This window comes from Paenibacillus sp. FSL L8-0708 (assembly GCF_038009325.1).
Lineage (GTDB): Bacteria > Bacillota > Bacilli > Paenibacillales > Paenibacillaceae > Paenibacillus_AQ > Paenibacillus_AQ odorifer.
This window is the reverse complement of sequence record NZ_JBBPBC010000001.1, coordinates 7529937-7549000: the sequence shown is the minus strand read 5'-3', so window position 1 is coordinate 7549000 and position 19064 is coordinate 7529937. Positions and strand designations below refer to the sequence as shown.

The window sequence follows — 19064 nt, the reverse complement described above, 5'->3', positions numbered from 1 at the left end:
TTTCCAAACACAATATCTAGTAACCGCTTTCATTCCATTGTAGAATGGATGAAAACAACGTTAGCATTAACTCGGATACAAGGGAGCATGGGTATGGAGAGGTTTTTATTCAGTAAAAAGTATATTCCGTTCACCTATAAGATGATGATACCGTACCTCATTCTAGTATTGCTGACAGATGTATTGGTGGGTTATATAGCTTATACGATGCTCGTAGAGTCCAGAACGGAAATGGCGGAAACGAATGTCCGGACAGCTTTGAAGCAGACGAGGAACAATATCGAATATCAGACAGATGAAATCAAACGAATGACTAACTCGCTGTTTCTCAATACGAATTTTCAGAATGCTCTGCAGTTTAGGGGAGATGCATTGGAAAACATGCTCAAAATGAGGGATGATATCGTTCCTTATATGAAAGCCCCTCTGCAATTGTATGGGAACAATTTGAGACTTGTGCTCTATACCGCGAATGAGACGATGCTTGAAATCCCCGGTGATGATATGTCTGTACCTATCGGTAGAAGCGATTATTATATTCTTTCTGATCAGGTTATTGAAGATAAGGAATGGTTCAAGTCGATTGTTGCCAATAACAAAGACAGCTTGTGGCTTCAGGCGGACAGCGACAGTGAACTAAGCAATATTTCGTATTTCCGCAAGCTGGTTTCTTCTAAGGGAGGCCCATCGATTATTGGTTATATTCGCGTCACGGCGAGAATTGACGAGCTTTTTGGCAATTTCGATACCTTTCCGATTGAACAGGGCATAGACCTTCGTCTAGTGGATCGGGTTAGTGGATTAACGCTTTATGAACAAGGTATTGTCGATGAACATGCGAAGCAAGATGCTTATCTGATCATTAGTGAAGATATTCCGTTGTCTGACTATGCTATCGAGGTACGGGTGCCGCATGCCTACTTGAATAAAGATGCTAGCCGAATGCAGAAGGTGATCACCACGGTTTGTCTGATCAGCTTTTTAGTCATGGCGGTGATCGGCTTCCTCGTTGCCCGCATATCAGGCAAAAAAATTAAACGGATCGTATATTTGGTCCGGTCGTTTCAGGAAGGGAATTTTTATAAAAGAATTGGGTTTGCCGGGAATGATGAATTTGTCTACATTGCTAATAGTTTTAATCAGATGGCGACTAGTATCCAGGACCTGATCCAGAACGTCTATGAGCAAGGGATTCAGAAAAAGCAAGCAGAACTGGATGTGCTTCAAGCTCAGATCAGTCCGCATTTTTTGTACAATACATTGTCGACCATTGGCAGCTTAGCCAATTTGGGCGAAGTTGAGAAGGTTACACAGATGGTACAAGGTCTTTCTAAATTCTATCGCCTCACCTTGAATGAAGGACATGTCTATATCTCTCTTGAAAAAGAGCTGGAGCAGGTAAGGATGTACCTTGAAATTCAGAGGGTAAAGTATGCCGATGCGTTTGAGGTTTATTATGATATTGATCCTGATATTTTACAGGTTCCTATCATCAAGCTGATTTTGCAGCCATTTGTAGAAAATATATTCAAGCATGCTTGGTTTGGGGAGACGATTGCGATCCGGATTACCGGAAAACGGCTGGGTGAACGCATCGAGCTCAAGGTCATCGATAACGGAATTGGTATGCGGGCGGAGACACTGCGAAATATGCGTTCAAGCTCATTCCATTCGAGCAGCTATGGACTGAGAAACGTGGAGGAACGAATCAAGCTGAGATACGGCCATGATTTCGGCATTCATATCGGCAGTTACTTTGGGGCAGGAACGACCGTTCAAATTATCTTACCGGTGGATAATGCGGAAATCCGGGAAGTTATGGGGGAGTAAATAGTATGGCGATGGAGATCAACGTTCTGCTGGTGGATGATGAAGTGATCGATTTGGAATGGCTTAGACGGCGGGTGGCGGGCAGTGATCATTTGCCTTTGCATAGCGTGAGAACGGCAACTAGCGGTTTTTCCGCTTTAAAAATGATGGAGCAGCACCGCATTGACATCATTCTCTCCGATATCCGCATGCCGATTATGTCGGGCGTGGAATTTGCCCGGAAAGCGAAGGAGATTAACCCTGAGGTCCATCTGCTTTTTATTAGCGGACATCAGGATTTCAACTATGCCAAAGAGGCCATTCAATTAAATGCCTCCGGTTATTTGCTTAAACCCGTCGATGATGAAGAGTTAAATAAGACACTGACTGAACTCTGCGCCAAGATTGAGAAGGAGAGGAAGCAGCATATTTCCTTATCGGAAACACTGACGCTTGTGAATCAGGAGCTGCTGCTGCGCTGGTTTAATGAGACTGCCCCGGGGCAGGTGGAGACGCATATTCACAACGTTCTTACGTCTTACTTACAAGGCGCGTCGGCGGTTGCCATCGTCGAGATTGACGATATGGCACGGAAAATCCAAACTTGGACGGAAGAAGAGCGGAGTTTATGGAGCAGCACAGCCAATCATTTTATCCGGAAGTTCGCGCAAGATCAAAATTTAGGCATGGTCATCACAACCTATGACTATCATTTTGTGATCCTTGCTGCGGTTCAGGAACAATATTTTACCGCTTTGATGGAAGAGCTCATTCGGTCATTCTATCAGGAGTTTTCCTGTTCAATTACGATTGGAAGAGGGATGTACACAACAGAACTGGGTAAGCTGCATGATTCCTATCGGCAGGCTCAGGCTGCTTTAAGTATTAAATGGATTGTTGGGAAAAATAGAATCATCCAAGATGCCTCGGAATGGAGCCCGAAGGAAAAGATCGCCTCAGATTTAGAGGTTATAGTGGACCGGATGCTTAAAGCGATGCTTGATTACGACCTTACCACCATTGATGATTGTTTGCTGCAGCTGTTTGCCGGGGACAGTCCGCTCTCCCAGAAAAATGACATCTACGATATCATTATTCGAATTACCTCCAAGCTTCATGCCGATCTGCAGCAAATGAACGAGCATCTATACGAGATTTTGAATTGGGATTCACATCATCCCTTTGTGCTGTTTCAGTTTGAAACGGTGCATGATATTCTCTCTTGGCTGAGAAGAAGATTTTTTGAGTTGTCGGAGCTGCTTTATTTGAAACGGCAAAGGCAAAAGCGGAAGTTAATTGATGAAATCACGGAATATGTGAAAGAAAGATTAGATCAAAAAATAACGCTGAACGAAGTGGCCGCCCATTTCGATTTTACGCCTAACTATCTCGGTCATTTATTCAAGGTTGAAACCAACAGTTTATTCAGCGATTTTTTAAGTGAATTACGGATGAAACGGGTATGTGAGCTGCTCGAAGATCCGACTAAGAAAGTGTATGAGATTGCGGAACAAGCCGGATATAAAAATATTATTTATTTCAACAGACAGTTCAAGCAATGCATGGGCATGTCGCCCGGAGAGTACCGGAAGAAAAATAAAATCTAACAAAAAAGCGGTGAAAATGAAAACCCGGCGATGATTTTTCGGTTATTGGAGAATCGCTGCCGGGTGTTTTTGGTCTGCCGGCTAACCTTTTTTTGTCGAATCGTTGAATTAGTATTATGTTTAGTTGTTTCGCTGAATTATCTAGGCGCCTTCGCCCTTTTATAATAAGAGATATAGAGAAGAGAGGGGTGCAAAGATGAAAGGGCATACATTTTGGAGCGATTTAAAGAATTATAGGGTTCTCTTGCTGATGCTGGCTCCGGCGGTTGCTTTTTTCCTTCTGTTTGCCTATGTCCCGATGGCGGGCATTATTATTGCCTTCAAGCATTACGATTATGCGGGCGGTATTTTTGGAAGTGCCTGGAACGGGCTCGACAACTTCCGCTTTTTCTTTGAATCAGGTGATGCTTGGCGGGTAACACGAAATACAGCACTATATAACATTGCGTTTATCGTCGTCAATAACAGTTTGCAAATTTTTGCAGCGATTATGTTGTTTGAGGTCGGTGGTAAATGGTTCCGCAAAATCACACAATCGGCGTTGTTCCTGCCTTACTTTATCTCATGGGTCGTTGTCGGAGCGATTGCTTATAACCTGCTCAATTATGATATTGGCACCGTGAATGCTTTGCTCAGAGGTATCGGACTCCAGCCTGTCGATATTTATAATACACCTTCCTATTGGCCGTATATTCTGGTTCTTGTTTCTGCCTGGAAAAGTCTTGGATACGGAACGGTGATGTACTTGGCCGCGATTACGGGGATAGATACAGAAATGTATGAAGCAGCCGAAATCGATGGGGCTAATATTTTTCAGCGAATTATGAAAGTAACCATTCCGAATTTGTATCCAACGATTATTATTCTGGTGCTGCTGGCAGTCGGGAACATTTTCCGTGGTGATTTCGGGATGTTCTATAACATGATCGGCAACAACGGCTTGTTGTTCTCCTCGACAGACGTTATCGACACTTTCGTATTTAGGTCACTGATTACTTCGAATGATATCGGCATGTCAGCTGCAGCTGGTGTTTTCCAGTCCGTTCTTGGCTTCGCGACGATCATGTCAGTGAACTATGCTGTCCGTAAATACGACAAAGACCGCGCTCTGTTCTAATCGTATCAGGAGTTAAGTCTTTCATAATGGAGGTAACGATATGAAGCAGCTTGATCGTAAAATATTTTCAGGTATTGGTTATGTATCCCTGATTTTTCTCTCAGTTTTATGTATTTTTCCTTTTATACTTGTCGTATCTTCATCCTTTACGGAAGAATCCAAAATCCTAACGGATGGTTATCAATTTATACCGACTGCCTTCTCAACTGAGGCCTACAGCATTTTGTTTAAGTATCCCGAACAGATGATTCAAGCCTATATAGTGACAATAGGAGTTACTATACTCGGCACGGTGCTTGGCTTGTTTCTGACTTCGATGACTGCTTATGCGCTATCCCGAAAAGATTTTAAGTGGCGCAATAAATTTTCATTTTTCTTTTTCTTTACGACTTTGTTTAGCGGCGGTTTGGTTCCGTGGTATCTGCTTATGGTCAACTACCTTCATATGAAGGATACGCTGATGGCCTTAGTGGTTCCGATGATGCTCAATGTCTTTTATATCATTGTTATGAAGTCTTTTATGGGAAGCATTCCGGAAGCGATTGTAGAATCAGCAAAAATTGACGGCGCAGGAGACTTTAAGATCTATGCTCGTCTAATCCTGCCGCTGTCCAAGCCGGCGTTAGCTACCATTGGCTTGTTTCTAGCGCTGGCCTACTGGAATGACTGGTACAATGCATTGCTGTTTGTATCGAATGAAAACTTGATGCCGCTCCAATATTATTTGTATAAAATGCTAGGCAATATGGATGGCATGCGCAAAGCGATGATGGGTGCAGGGGCAGTCGTAACGACATCGATCCCAACCGAGAGCTTGAAAATGGCGATGACAGTTGTGGCCACTGGCCCGATTTTGCTGGCTTATCCATTCGTGCAGAGGTATTTTGTCCAAGGTTTGACGATTGGTGCTGTGAAAGGATGAACCCGGGGAAACTCGGTTTATCAATATAATTAAACACAAGGGGGAAGGCTTGAGATGCTGAAGAGAAATAGATTGATGATGCTAGCGCTCGTTTTAACCTTCGTAATGATTCTAAGTGCATGTGGTGGTGGCAATAACAATGCTAATACGTCTGCACAGGCTACAAATAATGCGTCAGAGGGAGGAAGCGACACTACGAACACCTCAGAACCTGCAACTACCTCAGACACCCTTGATACCTCTAAAGAAGTGAAGCTGAAAATGATTTTTGTTGGCCCTAAACCGATAGACTATGATAGCGTTTTTGCTGAGATTAATAAAAAGCTGAAAGAAAAAATCAATGCTACTGTAGAGGGCGAGTTCCTGGATTGGTCGGACTGGGCGCAAAAATATCCGCTGAAGCTGGCAGCTAATGAGGATTTTGACCTCATCTATTCGGCAAACTGGGCTGGTTACAATGACCAGGCGCTGAAAGGCGGATTCCTGGAATTGACCGATGAGCTGCTTACCCAATATATGCCGCAGACTTTAGCAGCTATGTCTGATGTGAGCTGGGATCAAGCTAAGGTAAACGGCAAACTGTATATGGTTCCGCAAAACAGAGGGGAATCCGTTGAAAAACTGATTTTGTACCGCGAGGATTTGCGTAAGAAATACAATCTTCCGGAGATCAACAGCCCAGAAGCGTATGCCACTTACTTGAAAACCATAGCACAAAACGAAAAAGGAATTACACCGTTCACCCCGGAAACAGGAGACTGGAAATATCATAATTTGGACCGTGTATTGCTGAAGCAACAAAACGAATGGAATATGTTTGATCTCGACCTTCCGTTTGCTTTCAAATTGACGGATGAAAAAGGGCAAGTATTTAACGTATATGAAACGCAAGAGTTTAAAGATCTACTCGTATATTACAAAGATCTCGCTGATAACAATGCATGGTCAAAAAACGTTCTAAACAGTAAAAATGATCATCAGGCCGATTTTAAAGCAGGCAAAACAGCATCGATTACGCACAACAACGGAACACTTGGAGCACTTATGGCTTTGATGCGCCAAGAGAATTCCCCTTATGAAGTAGCATTGGCTGACATCAACCAAGGCAAGAAGAAATCAGTGGCGATTTCCACCCAAAACGGTACTTCGATCCACGCTACTTCCAGAAATGTGGAACGTTCCTTGATGTTCCTCGATCTGATGCAAAATGATAAAGAACTGCACGACCTAATGATGTACGGCCTTAGCGGTGTACATTACGAAGCGGTTGGCGATGACAAATATAAAGCCCTTGAAAAGAATCCGAACTATACTGGCTTCTCTAACTGGAACTTCAACTCGCCACTTAACCGTGACAATGAAGCATTCCCGCAAGAAGCAAACGATCTGGCTAAAGGCTGGGAAGCAAATGTCTATCACTACGCGCTTGAAACCTTCGTATTCGATAACAGCAAAGTGAAAACGGAAATTGCCAACGTTGGTAACGTAATGCTCCGTTATGCGATTCCGCTCGAATACGGCGTAATCAAAGATATCGACAAAGGTCTTGAAGATCTGAACAAGCAACTGAAATCCGCGGGCATTGATAAAATCCAAACCGAACTGCAAACTCAAATCGATGCTTTCTTGGCAAACAAATAAGCTACGGAATAAGGGAGACCTAACAGTCATCAAATGGCTGTTAGGTCTCCCTGTTTAATTGGTCATCCGCGGTTGAACCCGCTATCGGACACAGTTGACCCTAATGGCAGCTTTATCGCACTTTTGGAATACTAACGGACTCCACAGTCGCTATTAGCCTAAAACACGCCTAGAATGAGGCTCAGGATAAAGAATAGCTGCACTGGAGTCCGAAAGTCTGCTTTAAAGGCTGAAAATCAGTAAATAAAGTCACCTCGGTCCGTTAGGCAGACCAGAAACAAAAGGCAGCAACCCTTTTGCTAGGGAAATGGATACTTAGGGAGAACGGCTACTCTTTGCAGAAAGGAATAAAAAAGAAGAACCGGCATGAGCTGCCGGTTCTTCTTAATATATAATTTGCGCGCAATGAAATAACGTGATATTATGAGAAGACCACTGTTAATCTGCGTATTTTAGACAGATTTATTATATCTTATTTATACATTAATAATACCACGGGGATTGGCAGTTTGTCAAATTTGTATTTTTGCTTCTTGATAACAACCTTGAAAAGGAGCGTGTTAGTAAAAATGTTAAACGAAAAAGATTGGCAGGGAGAACAGAAACGGCTAGATTCGGTCATGGAAGAATTGCAATCAAAGATTGGCGAGCTGGAACCGGAAGTGACAGGATTACGTGAACAGGTGACGGACATCCGCAAGCAGTTTTGGGAGGAAGTTACGGTCAATACGAGCACACATGAGGATTTCGAGGAGACCTTTTACAGTATAAAACAGCAAGAAGCGTTGTTGTCTGAACGGGAACGTAGCCACCGCCAACGGCTGCTGCGTTATAAAAACATGAAACGGCTGCTGCCGTCACCCTATTTTGGACGAATGGACTTTCAAGAAGATGGGTTGAACTCCAGTGAGCAAATCTATATCGGGGTGGCGTCTTTCATCGATGCAGAAGGTGTAAACTTTCTGGTATATGACTGGCGGACACCTATTGCAAGTATGTATTATGACCATTCGCCAGGCCCCGCCACTTACGATACACCGGGAGGACAAATCTCAGGAACGATGATGCTGAAGCGGCAATACCAGATCCGTCAGGGTCAGCTTCAGAACGTGTTCGATACGAGCTTAACGATCGGTGATGAATTACTTCAGCAGGTGCTTGGTAAGGGTGCGGATTCACAAATGAAGAGCATCGTGGCGACTATTCAGAAGGAACAGAACGCTATTATCCGCAACGATAGTAGCCGTATGCTCATTGTGCAGGGGGCGGCGGGCAGCGGAAAAACATCCGCAGCGCTGCAACGGGTAGCCTATTTGCTATATAAACACCGCGATAGGCTCAAAGCGGATCAGATTGTTCTTTTTTCGCCTAATCCGATGTTTAACAGTTATGTATCTACGGTGCTTCCCGAGCTTGGCGAGGAGAATATGCAGCAAACAACCTTTCAGGAGTATATTGATTATTGGCTTGGATCTACGCTTCGTCTAGAGGACCCGTTCGAGCAGATTGAATATGTACTGACGTCCAAAGCTTCTCCAGAGTATGAAGCACGGCTAACTGGAATGCAGTATAAAGCTTCAGAAGCCTTTCTGCATGCTTTGCAAAACTATGCGTTGTGGTTAGGGAAGGAAGGGATGTTGTTTCATAGTATCCGTTTTCGGGACCGCGAGTTGATTACTGCGGAGCAGATGAAATCGCAATTTTACAGCTATGATAGCTCCATCCGTTTGGCTAACCGCATCGTTTTATTGCGTGAATGGCTACTGCGTCAGTTGGCTTCGCTGGAGCGTCAGGAACAGGAGGCATTCTGGGTTCAAGATGAACTCGATTACCTCGATACCGATCAGTATGCCGAAGCCTACAGTGAGATACTTAAGAAGTATCGGCGGGAGGAAGCCGTCTTTGATTTTACGACTCAGTATCTTGAGAACTATGGGGATTTTCCTAATCAGGATCAAGGGGAAGAGAATGTTTTTGACTTTGGTCTGCAGGAAGAAGAACTGCTGCGCCGCATGATTGTGAAGGAGCACTTTACACCGCTGAGACGCGATGTCAAACGGTTTAAGTTCATAGATACGATTGGGTTATACGATCAGTTGTTTAGTGCCGATGCCAGTTATCGGCAAATGGCGAACGAGACTGAGGTGCCTGCTCAGTGGCAGGAAATCTGTAAGCAAACGAAGGAAAAGCTGAGCCGCGATGAACTCTTTTGCGAGGATGCCACTCCATTCCTGTATTTAAAAGAACTTGTCGAGGGTACTCGTATGAACACAGAAGTTCGGCATCTGTTTATCGATGAAGGCCAGGATTATTCGCCGTTTCAATACGCGTTTCTCAAACAGCTGTTTCCCCGCGCGCGCATGACTGTGCTCGGCGATTTCGGCCAAGCGATTTTCCCTCAAGCAACGAATTTGCACGAGGTGGATTCACCTTTGATCCGGCTTTATGGTGAAGATGAAACGTGCCTGATCCGTCTAATTCGAAGTTATCGTTCAACTCGTCAGATTGTGGAGTTTACGAAGGCGTTGCTGCCTAATGAGGAGATCGTACCTTTTGAAAGAGAGGGTAAGAAGCCGTTCCTAGTGAACGCTAGTAGCGATGTAGAGCGGGCGAAAAGAATTAAAGAAGATCTCGCGGCGCTGATGGCTGAAGGGCTTGACTCTATTGCCGTGATTACCAAGACTGCAGCTGAAAGCCGTGCGGCCTATGAAGAATTAAAGTCACAAGGATGCGAAGCTCTGCGGCTCATTACGAAGGAGACGCTCACTTTTGAGAAGGGCATTTTAGTAATTCCCGCTTATCTCGCGAAAGGGGTTGAATTCGACGCCGTACTGATTTATGATGCTTCCACACAGACGTATGATCGGGAAAGCGAACGCAAGCTTTTTTATACAGCCTGTACGCGTGCGATGCATCGGCTTCTGCTGTACACAACAGGTGAGTGGTCACACTTTATTCAGCCGTTAGAGGTATCTTTATATGAGGTTGTGCAATGAGATTGGAGAGATAAATGAGAAGCATATTGTATAAGTTTATGAGTAAATTTACATCTCTTAACGAAGTGGAACAGCAGGATATTGTTGAAGGTATTCCTATTGAGGAATACAAGAAGGGAACGGTACTCCTTAGACAAGGAGACGTTCCCTCAAAATGTTTTTTTGTGTTAAAGGGATGTGTGAGGCAGTCCTCGATAGATGAATCGGGCAAAGAAGTCACATCTAATTTTTATACGGAAGAGCAAGCGGTTTCGATTTTTAATCGGCATCAGGAGAGTAGACCCTCAGCGTACACCTTAACCTGCCTAGAAGACAGCATATTGGTGGTTGGTGATCTTATTGCGGAACAGGATATGCTCCATAAACACGCTCAGCTGGAAACCATGATACGCAAAATGGTAGAGGAAAACTTGGGTGAGGTTCAGGATGAGTTGACTTCCTTTATTGCTTCCAATCCTGAAGAACGTTACAAAGCCTTGTTACAAAAAAGACCTCATTTACTTACCCGTGTCCCCCAACATCAATTAGCCAGTTATTTGGGGATTACGCCAGAGTCATTAAGTAGAATTAAGAAGCGGGTTCATTCCGGTGATGAATAGCAAAATCGTTATACACTTTTGGGGATTTTTCCACCTCTAAGCAGTAGCCATATCCCAAAGCCTAGTTCTCCTACAATCATAGGAATAGTAAAAATAAAATTAAGTGTTGTAATGACCGCCTCATATTGTGGGAGAAACATTTTGCTTAGATGAATGATAATATAGCCTATTGAAGCAAGCAGCAGCAAGATGCTGATTACTTCAGGAATGACATCGGATTTTAAAGCCACATAGCCCACTATTAACAAATGCCCGCCAAAAACGACCAGCCCCATAGACCAAATGAATTGAAATGCATCCAGAAATAACATCATAAATGCTTGAGTTTGTTCGATTGTTAATGAGGAAAAGCCATTTGTGTTTCCCGTGAGCAGCAGCACAAATATCAAGGTTAATATAGAGATTGCCAATATAGCGGAATAGGTTAGACGGAGCCATGCGCCGAGTAATGAAAGATTTTGGTTGACGGGTTCTAGAAACACATAAAACGCCCAGGCGACCAGAATGTCAGTAATCATAATGATGATCCAGCCCAAGATTTCCCCTTTGAAAAGGTTGTTGGAAGATACGATGTTAATAAATGTGGCACTGGCATCGCCTTGCACAACAAGAGTCCCATGGACAAAGCCATATGAAAAAAATGAGGCGAGGGTCATGACGATCAGTGATATTCCAGCTGTTAAAGCGGACTTACGCTGATTCGTTAGGTCTTTTTCTGAGATAGCCATAAGATAGCCTCCTAAAGGACTTTTATTTCATTGTAATTAGGAGTACTATGTCGGGCATTGACTTAAATCAAGACTCTGAATTTAATCAAGCGAAGTAAGTATCACTGTTATTGCGTTATCAACAAAGGATCGCTCCGGGCGGGATTTCAAGAGTACAGTAAGCCCTATTAGCGATACGATTAGTGCTTGTGCCAAGGCCTTCGCATTTACACCACCCTTAAGCTCACCTGATTGTATACCGCGTTCAACAGTTTCTTGAAATATAACCGATAGATACATTTGGTGTTCTCTTGTAAGAATCTCGAACTTCTCATCATGAGGTGCCAGCTCGACCATTGTATTGATGCAAAAACATCCTCGGTTCACACTGCCTGCATACTCCTCCGCCACCACATCTTCAAAAAAACTACGAAAGGCTTTTTTCGCGGATGGATTGCTTTGAAGTTGGGCTCGGACACGGGAAGCATGGGACATCGTGTATTTACGTAGCGCAGCTTCGAATAATTCTTTTTTGTCTCCAAAAGCTGAGTATATACTGGGGCGTTGAATGCCCATTCTGAAAGTTAAATCGCTTAATGAAGTAGCCTCATATCCCTTCTCCCAAAATAGCTCCATAGCTGATTCTAATGCTTTTTCCTCGTCAAATTCGCGGGTTCGAGCCATTATTAACACCCCTCGTTTTATTTGATTTCAATGATTTATTACCGAACAGTATTTTATAATACTAGAACTAGTCGTCTATATTGTCAAATCAAAGTCGGTAGCATCAAATATTTATGTTGACACACACCATTTTGTAAGATAAATTTACTGAGCATAATAACATACTGATCAGTATGAAATTTGTTTGCGATTTAAATTTAACAGAGAAAGGGTGTTTCCAAAATGCAGGGGACTAAAGAGAAGCTTTCGTCACAAGAGACGCATACGCCATCTGATTCTATTCATGCTTCCTCGATGCCTCGGTATATGACACTTTTGTTTGCCGTTGTCTGCGGGATGTCGGTTGCAAACATCTACTTTGCTCAACCGTTGCTTGATCATTTGTCGAAAGAATTTGGTATTGATTATTCAACCATTGGTATTCTTATTACTATCACGCAGATTTTTTATGCAGTGGGGCTGTTACTACTCGTGCCACTAGGAGATTTACTGAATCAGCGCCGCCTGATTATCGGCCAGATGTTATTATCTGTGGTGGCTTTGATTATCGTGGGTACTGCCTCTTCCAGCACGGTACTATTCGTAGGTATGGCCTCAGTGGGACTACTCGCTGTTGTAACGCAGACGCTTGTTGCGTTCGCGGCGACAATGGCTGCCCCTGCCGAACGCGGGCGAGTCGTAGGCATGGTCACAAGTGGAATTGTGATTGGAATACTTCTTGCGCGATCCATTTCAGGAATACTTACAGATCTTGCAGGTTGGCGTTCCGTATACCTTTTTTCTGCTGCTTTAATGCTTTGTATGGTGTGTACATTATTTAGGGTGTTGCCAAATGTGAAACGTGAGGTAAAAACACTGTCATACGCTCAGCTGCTTAGCTCAGTGTTTATGTTGTTTGTACAAGAGAGAGTATTGCGTATCCGCGCTATTCTGGCTTTGCTGATTTTTACTGCTTTCAGTATTCTGTGGACTTCTGTGGTCTTGCCTCTTAGTGCTCCGCCGTTATCACTTTCACATACTGCAATTGGGGCATTGGGTCTGGCGGGAATTGTGGGAGCATTAGCTGCTGCACGGGCGGGAAAGCTAGCGGATCAGGGTCATGGACAGAGAACGACAGGCATAGCTTTACTTCTATTGTTGATTTCATGGTGGTTTATCAGTTTTACGGAGCAGTCGCTGTTGGCATTGGTCATTGGTATTGTTCTGCTTGATTTGGCAGTGCAGGCGGTGCATGTCACCAATCAAAGTATAATACTTACCTTGCGCATGGAGGCACGTAGTCGGCTCACCGCAGGGTATATGGTTTTTTACTCCATTGGAAGTGCTACCGGATCGATTGCTTCCACTCAAATATATTCTCACTATGGCTGGAACGGGGTATGTTGGCTCGGGGCTTCTGTTAGTGCTGTGGCTATTTTATTTTGGGCTTTAACCTTGCGTGCTACGAATGCCGCGTTGCAACGGCGCCCTGCTTGGAAATAATCGGGGCAAGTCAATAAGGGTGGAGGTTCCGCTTTCCGGGCATGTTATTTAAAACAGGTTTGGGAGGGGATAAGGATGTCTAGAAGGAACAGGAAATATGCAGTGCCGGGAGCCAGCCGCGGAATGCAAATTTTTAAAGCGGAAGTGATGCGGCGCGAGGGGTATGATGTAGATCCAGAGCGGCCTGATGATGTGAAATACGAAGTTGCAAAAGAACTGGGTGTCCCTTTGGAGCGCGGTCAAAATGGTCATTTGAGCACAGAATCGGTGGGCCAGATCGGCGGTAAAATTGGTGGATCGATGGTCCGCGAAATGATTCGTCTCGCACAGCAGCAATTGGTGGATCAGGAAAGGCAGTAGCATTTTTCTAATTTATGTTGCAGAGATCGCGGGAGGCGGTTTTCGTCCTATATTGTAGGGAATTGAGACCGTCTTTCTGTGTTTGTAATTGGGAATTGAACGTAAAAGAGTATTATTTGCGTAAACAGGAGCTTCGTGAATTTACGGAGCTTCTTTTTATTATAAAAAATAGAAGTAATAATCTTGCCGATCTGAACATTATAAATCCTCCTTGTTGGAACAACATCCTTAGTTTGGATTGTTTTTTACTATACGGTTCTCTATACTCTTCATAATACTTGAAGTAGGAGTGGATAATAGATGATCCGTCTGAAGGATATAGGGAAGTTCGAGGAACTGCCGCAAATGGCCATGCATATTTACAAAGGAAATATTCCGGAATTAGAGGCTGCCATTAGAGCAGGCTGGGATATTGAAGAGGGCATCGTCCTTAGCAAATATACCACGTTAACCCCGTTAGATTTGGCGCTTATATCAGAGAGAATGGATGTCATAAAGCTGCTGGTACAGCACGGGGTAAATCTGAATGTGAAGAATAATCCGGCTTTTTTGCTCGCGGTTCGCTATTGCAAAGAAGATATCGTCCGCTATATTGCAGCACAAGGGGCCAAACTGGACAAGCTTAATCAGGTCAAGTCAGGTGCATATTCGCAGGCCTACTATGGCAACAAAAACAATATCCCGCTCATACATGAGCTAGGATTAGATATTAAGCAGCATGGTGGGGCTGTATTACGCAAAGCAGTGTCAGATCACGACCTTAAGACCGTTGCTTATTTATTGGATCATGGGGTGGACATTAATTACAACAATTCCGATATGGTCTATCCTTATCAAGCCACTCCGTTAACGGTTGCCACAAGAATGGGTAATCAAGCGATGGTACAATATTTGATTGAACGTGGTGCAGACGTTACCTTGGCGGAAAAAGATGGCGATCGCCCTTACACCATTGCTGTGAGCAATAAGAATACAGCTTTGGCTGACTTTTTGAAATCGTTAGAGCCGGCTGAATTTCATGATATCGAGAATAAGAAGTTTGAGCTGAGAAAATATAAATTGTCTGATGAATTGGTTAGCTTTCTTACTGGAACAAAACTGCGTCTTGAGCTAACACAAAATGAATATGAAATTAGATATATCGACTTTTTCACATTAACTGATACCATTGAAATAAAAATCGGCCGGCAAAAGCTGCTCCGTCTGTCAGCCGATATAGATAATTACTCTGATCTGCTGCTTATGTGGAATCCGAAGAAAAAAGGCCTGATAGGCTGTTACGACGTGGAACATCAGACGTACGCGGATTTATGTAGTTTTGCAGATTTTCTCACGCAACCGGAGATATACCTGATTAATTTTCTTGAAGGAACATAGTTGTTAATATCTCATGATCTGTCTATTTCTTTTGCAGGAATCATTCTATTCGTCGTTGAATATATCCCGGTAACCGTATTACGTATTCAAAATACGTAGCCACAGGAGGAGAACAACATTGAAATCGATTACCGTTCAAAGCCTTACGGAAACGTTTAAGCTGGAAGTGCTTGCGGGTGCTAGCTGCATGGACCGCGAGATCACTCGCTCTAAGACACATAGACCTGGCCTGGAGTTCGTGGGTTACTTCGACTTTTTCCCCATGAAGCGAGTACAAGTATTGGGCCGTAAAGAAATCAATTATCTGCTAAAGCTAAGCGTTGAGCAACGCAAGTTACATATTGGCAATATCGTTAAGTATCATCCCCCATGTTTTATTGTGACGACGGGTCAGCAGGAGATTCCCTATTTGACTTTATTCTGCGACCAAGAAGGTATACCACTACTTCGGACGGAAGAGACGACGTCAGAGTTCATCGCAAAGATTGATACTTATCTGGTGAAGGCGCTGGCGCCAGAACTTTCAATTCATGGAGTGTGTGTGAACGTGTCTGGCATAGGTGTCCTATTGAGAGGCAAGTCCGGGATCGGAAAAAGCGAAACCGCTCACACGCTCATTAGAAGAGGCCATCGGTTTGTAGCCGATGATGTAGTTGTGCTTAAGAAGCTGGGACCGGCGACGCTTCTCGGCACGCATAATGAAACGACCCGTGAATTCCTAGCGCTGCGCAGTATTGGTCTGATCAATGTTGTACGGCAGTACGGGCGTAGAGCTTTTCAGGAAGAGACACGAATTGTACTCGACATCGAGTTGTCACCATGGCGGGAGAATTCCTTGAATAATGAGCTCGAAATCGAACCCCAGTTCACAGACTATCTTGGCGTGCAAATTCCGCATATTGAAATTCAGCTTCAGCCTGGCCGTGACGTGGCTGGCCTGATCGAAGCGGCTGCGAACAATTGGTACCTTAAGCAGCTTGGCTATAGTGCCGCTGAAGAGTTCCTGCAGAGGATCGAAAACGGGATGCAGTCGTAAAGGCAGGATAGAAAGCAGCAATTATAGTTACCATAATTAAAATGGTTTTCTGTATACGAAAAACAGGCCGCAGATAAACGCTGCGGTCTGTTTTTCACAGCAAAAAGGGAAGTTGCTTTTTGATTGATAGGGCTAGGACATGCGTTATTGGCTGGGCATAGGTTAGAAATGGTATAATTTCTAATAGGTATTTTGAGTGATCGTTAATAGGAGGTATTAATGATGAGTGATGAGTTATTGGCAAAATTGGATGAATGGCATGAGGAAGATGAATTTCAAGAAATCGTGGATGCAATCACGGAAATTCCTGAAGAGGAAAGAGATTATGTTCTAACTAGTCATTTGGGCAGGGCGCTTAATAATCTCGGGCAATATGAAGAGGCTTTAGAGCAGTATTTGAGCATTGAAGATGAGGGTGAAGGTGACCCGCTCTGGCATTACCGTATCGGGGTTTCTTATTATTATCTGAAAAGATATGACGAAGCTTTAAAAGCGTTTACGATTGCCGATCAGCTGGAACCTGATGATGAAGACACATTGGAGTTTCTGGGCTGGATCAAACGTAAATTGGCTAAAAAAGCTGCGAAAAAGCCTGTAAACAAACCTGCTAAGAAGCCTGTAATAGCGTTGGATGCCACTAATTTCTGGGATGACAGCGAGTATGCGTTCTCAGAATATATTTCTGACCCGCCTTCAGATGCATTGATTACTTCTGTACAAGAAGAGCTGGTCTTCAAGCTGCCTGCTTCCTATGTGGATATGATGAAGTTACATAATGGGGGAATTCCTCATAACAATCGTTATCCGATTCCGGGAACAGGAGAATTTATTACGATTTCTGGTATCCTCGGAATTGGACGAGATAAGAATAAGTCGCTGTGTGGGGCTTCAGGCAGCCGGACTGTGATTGAAAATGGACGTTATCCTGAAGTTGGTGTGGTGATTTGTGATTGTCCTTCTGAGAATGAAGTGGTGATGCTGGATTACCGTGAATTCGGAAATGATGGCGAACCTGAGGTTATTCATGTAGATCGGGATAACAAATACAAAATCACACGTTTGGCTGACAATTTTGAGACCTTTATCAGCGGACTGGTGAAATAGTCCGTTTCGCTGGCTAAGAATACTTATAATCCAATCAAGGCATTCCTTAAGAGGAGTGCCTATTTCTATTAGGGGATTATTAGGGAAGCGTCTTTCGGACTCAGCTGACCTTAAATGCAGCTTTTTCGCATATTTGGAATGCCAACGGACCGTATAGCAGCTATTGGCATAAAAAACACCCAATATGAACCCGATTCATAGGAATAGCGTCGCTGGAGTCCGAAACTACGCACAAAAGGCTAAAAACATGCCTATAACGTCATCTGGGTCCGAAAGCCTCAGTGGACGAATACGATTCGGCGATTTAGCTGAAGGTGAGGCTGATTCGAAGTCGTCAGGCTTTAACTAGCCAATAATCGTTCTTGAGTCAGCTAACCAACGACCCAAAACACAGAGCAGCGGTGCTCCCATTAATGGGGAACCGCTGCTCTATTGTCTTTTTCTCGGATCATTGCTGGGTATTAAACACCTTAGATTGCAGGATATCGAGGGCATGGTTAATCTCGGCTAATTCCTCTGGGGGAACCTCTTTAATCCGGTTTAGAAAACGTTCACCGATCCGTTCAAAAGCCTCGTTCATCATCGCTTGTCCAGCATCAGACAACCGGATCATTTGCTTACGCCTGTCCTCGGCGACATCAAGCTTCTCACACAGGTTTTTTTCTGTTAATTTCTTCAGCTCACGGCTGGTATTCGGCATAGAGATATTCTTACAATCGCTGATTTGGCTGAGGGTAACAGGCTGGCTAACCGCAATATATTCCAGAATACTATATTGAACGGGAGTAATGCCTTCCGGTCTAACATCTTTGGTAAAGTCAAATGTTACTTCATGGACTGCTGTCGTAAAGGTAACAATTTTCTGAAAAAACGCTTGTTTGTCCATAAGGATCACCTCTTATTGTAAACCTTAACAAAATAATTATCATAATACAATTATCATTTGACAACTAAATAACGGTTGTGATACCATTTTGTTATCAAATGATAATTAAAGAGGTGGAGCAATGAACGTTTTAGTCATCTATACACATCCGAATCATAAAAGTTTAAGTTATGCTTTTTTCAATAAAGTCATTCAGGGAAGTAATGAGAATCAAAAGATCACGAAGATAGAGGTCCTTGATCTTTACGAAGAGCAATTTGATCCTGTGCTGGTATTTAATGAAAATAAACGTAGAAGAGACATGCATATCGATCCCAAGCTCGAGAAGTATCGGGAGCAGATTCGTCAGGCCGATAAAATTGTGTTTGTGTATCCAATCTGGTGGGGACGTCCTCCCGCGATGTTGCTCGGTTATATTGACCAAATGTTTGCTTCTAATTTCGCTTACAGAGAAAAGGGTGGTCTCATCCCCGAAGGGCTGCTGAAAGGAAAGTCTGTGGTTTGCATTTCCAGCATGAAGGGGCCGACCCTTTATCCTTTATATTGGCTGAATAATTCCCATAAAGTGCTGATGAGAAAAGCACTATTTCAATATTGTGGCATCAAGAAAGTGAAGTTTTTCGAATTTGGGAATATGGAGAGTCCAAAAGGGAAACATGATAAGAAGTTAAATCAGGTGTACCAATATTTTAAAGCTGTGGCTAATTAATACCTCAAAGATATCTGCTGTATGATTA

The 19064-nt window shown here is 43.5% G+C and carries 16 protein-coding genes; 13 read left to right on the top strand and 3 right to left on the bottom strand.

Annotated elements, in window-relative coordinates:
• The first annotated feature begins 93 nt into the window (after positions 1–93).
• The 7 genes from NYE58_RS35330 to NYE58_RS35300 all read left to right on the top strand — a co-directional run bounded on the left by NYE58_RS35330 (position 94) and on the right by NYE58_RS35300 (position 10691).
• Complete coding sequence (locus NYE58_RS35330) at positions 94–1830, top strand: sensor histidine kinase (protein WP_076191558.1); 1737 nt, start codon at positions 94–96, stop codon at positions 1828–1830.
• Positions 1831–1835: 5 nt separating this feature from the next.
• The gene (locus NYE58_RS35325; protein ID WP_305954098.1) at positions 1836–3416 is read left to right on the top strand and encodes a response regulator; all 1581 of its coding nucleotides are present in this window, start codon (positions 1836–1838) and stop codon (positions 3414–3416) included.
• A 196-nt stretch (positions 3417–3612) separates the two neighbouring features.
• Positions 3613–4533, top strand: coding sequence for an ABC transporter permease (locus NYE58_RS35320; RefSeq protein ID WP_076132837.1), 921 nt, complete (start codon positions 3613–3615; stop codon positions 4531–4533).
• Between the two features lie 40 nt (positions 4534–4573).
• Entirely contained in the window at positions 4574–5455 is an 882-nt protein-coding gene (locus NYE58_RS35315) for a carbohydrate ABC transporter permease (protein WP_076124225.1), read from the top strand.
• A 54-nt stretch (positions 5456–5509) separates the two neighbouring features.
• The gene (locus NYE58_RS35310) at positions 5510–7096 is read left to right on the top strand and encodes an ABC transporter substrate-binding protein (protein WP_076276301.1); all 1587 of its coding nucleotides are present in this window, start codon (positions 5510–5512) and stop codon (positions 7094–7096) included.
• Positions 7097–7665: 569 nt separating this feature from the next.
• A complete protein-coding gene (gene helD / locus NYE58_RS35305) occupies positions 7666–10092 on the top strand; it encodes an RNA polymerase recycling motor HelD (protein WP_341004153.1) in 2427 nt (808 codons plus the stop codon).
• 14 nt (positions 10093–10106) lie between these two features.
• Positions 10107–10691: a Crp/Fnr family transcriptional regulator gene (locus NYE58_RS35300; protein WP_341004151.1), complete on the top strand. Its 585-nt coding sequence runs from the start codon at positions 10107–10109 to the stop codon at positions 10689–10691.
• A gap of 8 nt (positions 10692–10699) precedes the next feature.
• Here the strand turns inward: NYE58_RS35300 and NYE58_RS35295 are convergent, their stop codons facing one another.
• Both NYE58_RS35295 and NYE58_RS35290 read right to left on the bottom strand, forming a co-directional pair.
• Positions 10700–11419, bottom strand: coding sequence for a DUF4386 domain-containing protein (locus NYE58_RS35295; RefSeq protein WP_341004150.1), 720 nt, complete (start codon positions 11417–11419; stop codon positions 10700–10702).
• A gap of 81 nt (positions 11420–11500) precedes the next feature.
• Entirely contained in the window at positions 11501–12082 is a 582-nt protein-coding gene (locus NYE58_RS35290) for a TetR/AcrR family transcriptional regulator (RefSeq protein WP_341004149.1), read from the bottom strand.
• Positions 12083–12376: 294 nt separating this feature from the next.
• Here NYE58_RS35290 and NYE58_RS35285 point away from each other — a divergent pair, with 294 nt between their 5' ends.
• The 5 genes from NYE58_RS35285 to NYE58_RS35265 all read left to right on the top strand — a co-directional run bounded on the left by NYE58_RS35285 (position 12377) and on the right by NYE58_RS35265 (position 17441).
• On the top strand, positions 12377–13564 hold the full coding sequence (locus NYE58_RS35285) for an MFS transporter (protein ID WP_076276341.1): 1188 nt from the start codon (positions 12377–12379) through the stop codon (positions 13562–13564).
• A 75-nt stretch (positions 13565–13639) separates the two neighbouring features.
• The gene (locus NYE58_RS35280) at positions 13640–13924 is read left to right on the top strand and encodes an alpha/beta-type small acid-soluble spore protein (protein ID WP_076179251.1); all 285 of its coding nucleotides are present in this window, start codon (positions 13640–13642) and stop codon (positions 13922–13924) included.
• Positions 13925–14224: 300 nt separating this feature from the next.
• Entirely contained in the window at positions 14225–15301 is a 1077-nt protein-coding gene (locus NYE58_RS35275) for an ankyrin repeat domain-containing protein (RefSeq protein ID WP_076124213.1), read from the top strand.
• Between the two features lie 118 nt (positions 15302–15419).
• Positions 15420–16337 (top strand): HPr(Ser) kinase/phosphatase, encoded by a 918-nt coding sequence (gene hprK, locus NYE58_RS35270; protein ID WP_076140599.1) that lies wholly within the window; start codon positions 15420–15422, stop codon positions 16335–16337.
• 222 nt (positions 16338–16559) lie between these two features.
• Positions 16560–17441 carry an SMI1/KNR4 family protein gene (locus NYE58_RS35265; protein WP_076220470.1) on the top strand — a complete coding sequence of 294 codons (882 nt, stop codon included), beginning with the start codon at positions 16560–16562 and terminating at the stop codon, positions 17439–17441.
• Positions 17442–17889: 448 nt separating this feature from the next.
• Here NYE58_RS35265 and NYE58_RS35260 read toward each other — a convergent pair whose 3' ends face one another.
• Positions 17890–18327, bottom strand: a complete 438-nt coding sequence (locus NYE58_RS35260; protein ID WP_076124207.1) for a MarR family winged helix-turn-helix transcriptional regulator — start codon at positions 18325–18327, stop codon at positions 17890–17892.
• A gap of 121 nt (positions 18328–18448) precedes the next feature.
• Between NYE58_RS35260 and NYE58_RS35255 the strand changes: the two genes are divergently transcribed.
• Positions 18449–19036 carry an NAD(P)H-dependent oxidoreductase gene (locus NYE58_RS35255; RefSeq protein ID WP_036682318.1) on the top strand — a complete coding sequence of 196 codons (588 nt, stop codon included), beginning with the start codon at positions 18449–18451 and terminating at the stop codon, positions 19034–19036.
• The last annotated feature ends 28 nt before the right edge of the window (positions 19037–19064 follow it).

Coding starts and splice junctions, on each gene's coding strand:
- helD (WP_341004153.1), top strand. CDS start 7,666: ATGTTAAACGAAAAAGATTGGCAGGGAGAACAGAAACGGCTAGATTCG.
- NYE58_RS35265 (WP_076220470.1), top strand. CDS start 16,560: ATGAGTGATGAGTTATTGGCAAAATTGGATGAATGGCATGAGGAAGAT.
- NYE58_RS35255 (WP_036682318.1), top strand. CDS start 18,449: ATGAACGTTTTAGTCATCTATACACATCCGAATCATAAAAGTTTAAGT.
- NYE58_RS35320 (WP_076132837.1), top strand. CDS start 3,613: ATGAAAGGGCATACATTTTGGAGCGATTTAAAGAATTATAGGGTTCTC.
- NYE58_RS35260 (WP_076124207.1), bottom strand. CDS start 18,327: ATGGACAAACAAGCGTTTTTTCAGAAAATTGTTACCTTTACGACAGCA.
- NYE58_RS35295 (WP_341004150.1), bottom strand. CDS start 11,419: ATGGCTATCTCAGAAAAAGACCTAACGAATCAGCGTAAGTCCGCTTTA.
- NYE58_RS35315 (WP_076124225.1), top strand. CDS start 4,574: ATGAAGCAGCTTGATCGTAAAATATTTTCAGGTATTGGTTATGTATCC.
- NYE58_RS35300 (WP_341004151.1), top strand. CDS start 10,107: ATGAGAAGCATATTGTATAAGTTTATGAGTAAATTTACATCTCTTAAC.
- NYE58_RS35310 (WP_076276301.1), top strand. CDS start 5,510: ATGCTGAAGAGAAATAGATTGATGATGCTAGCGCTCGTTTTAACCTTC.
- NYE58_RS35285 (WP_076276341.1), top strand. CDS start 12,377: ATGCCTCGGTATATGACACTTTTGTTTGCCGTTGTCTGCGGGATGTCG.
- NYE58_RS35325 (WP_305954098.1), top strand. CDS start 1,836: ATGGCGATGGAGATCAACGTTCTGCTGGTGGATGATGAAGTGATCGAT.
- NYE58_RS35330 (WP_076191558.1), top strand. CDS start 94: ATGGAGAGGTTTTTATTCAGTAAAAAGTATATTCCGTTCACCTATAAG.
- NYE58_RS35280 (WP_076179251.1), top strand. CDS start 13,640: ATGTCTAGAAGGAACAGGAAATATGCAGTGCCGGGAGCCAGCCGCGGA.
- NYE58_RS35275 (WP_076124213.1), top strand. CDS start 14,225: ATGATCCGTCTGAAGGATATAGGGAAGTTCGAGGAACTGCCGCAAATG.
- NYE58_RS35290 (WP_341004149.1), bottom strand. CDS start 12,082: ATGGCTCGAACCCGCGAATTTGACGAGGAAAAAGCATTAGAATCAGCT.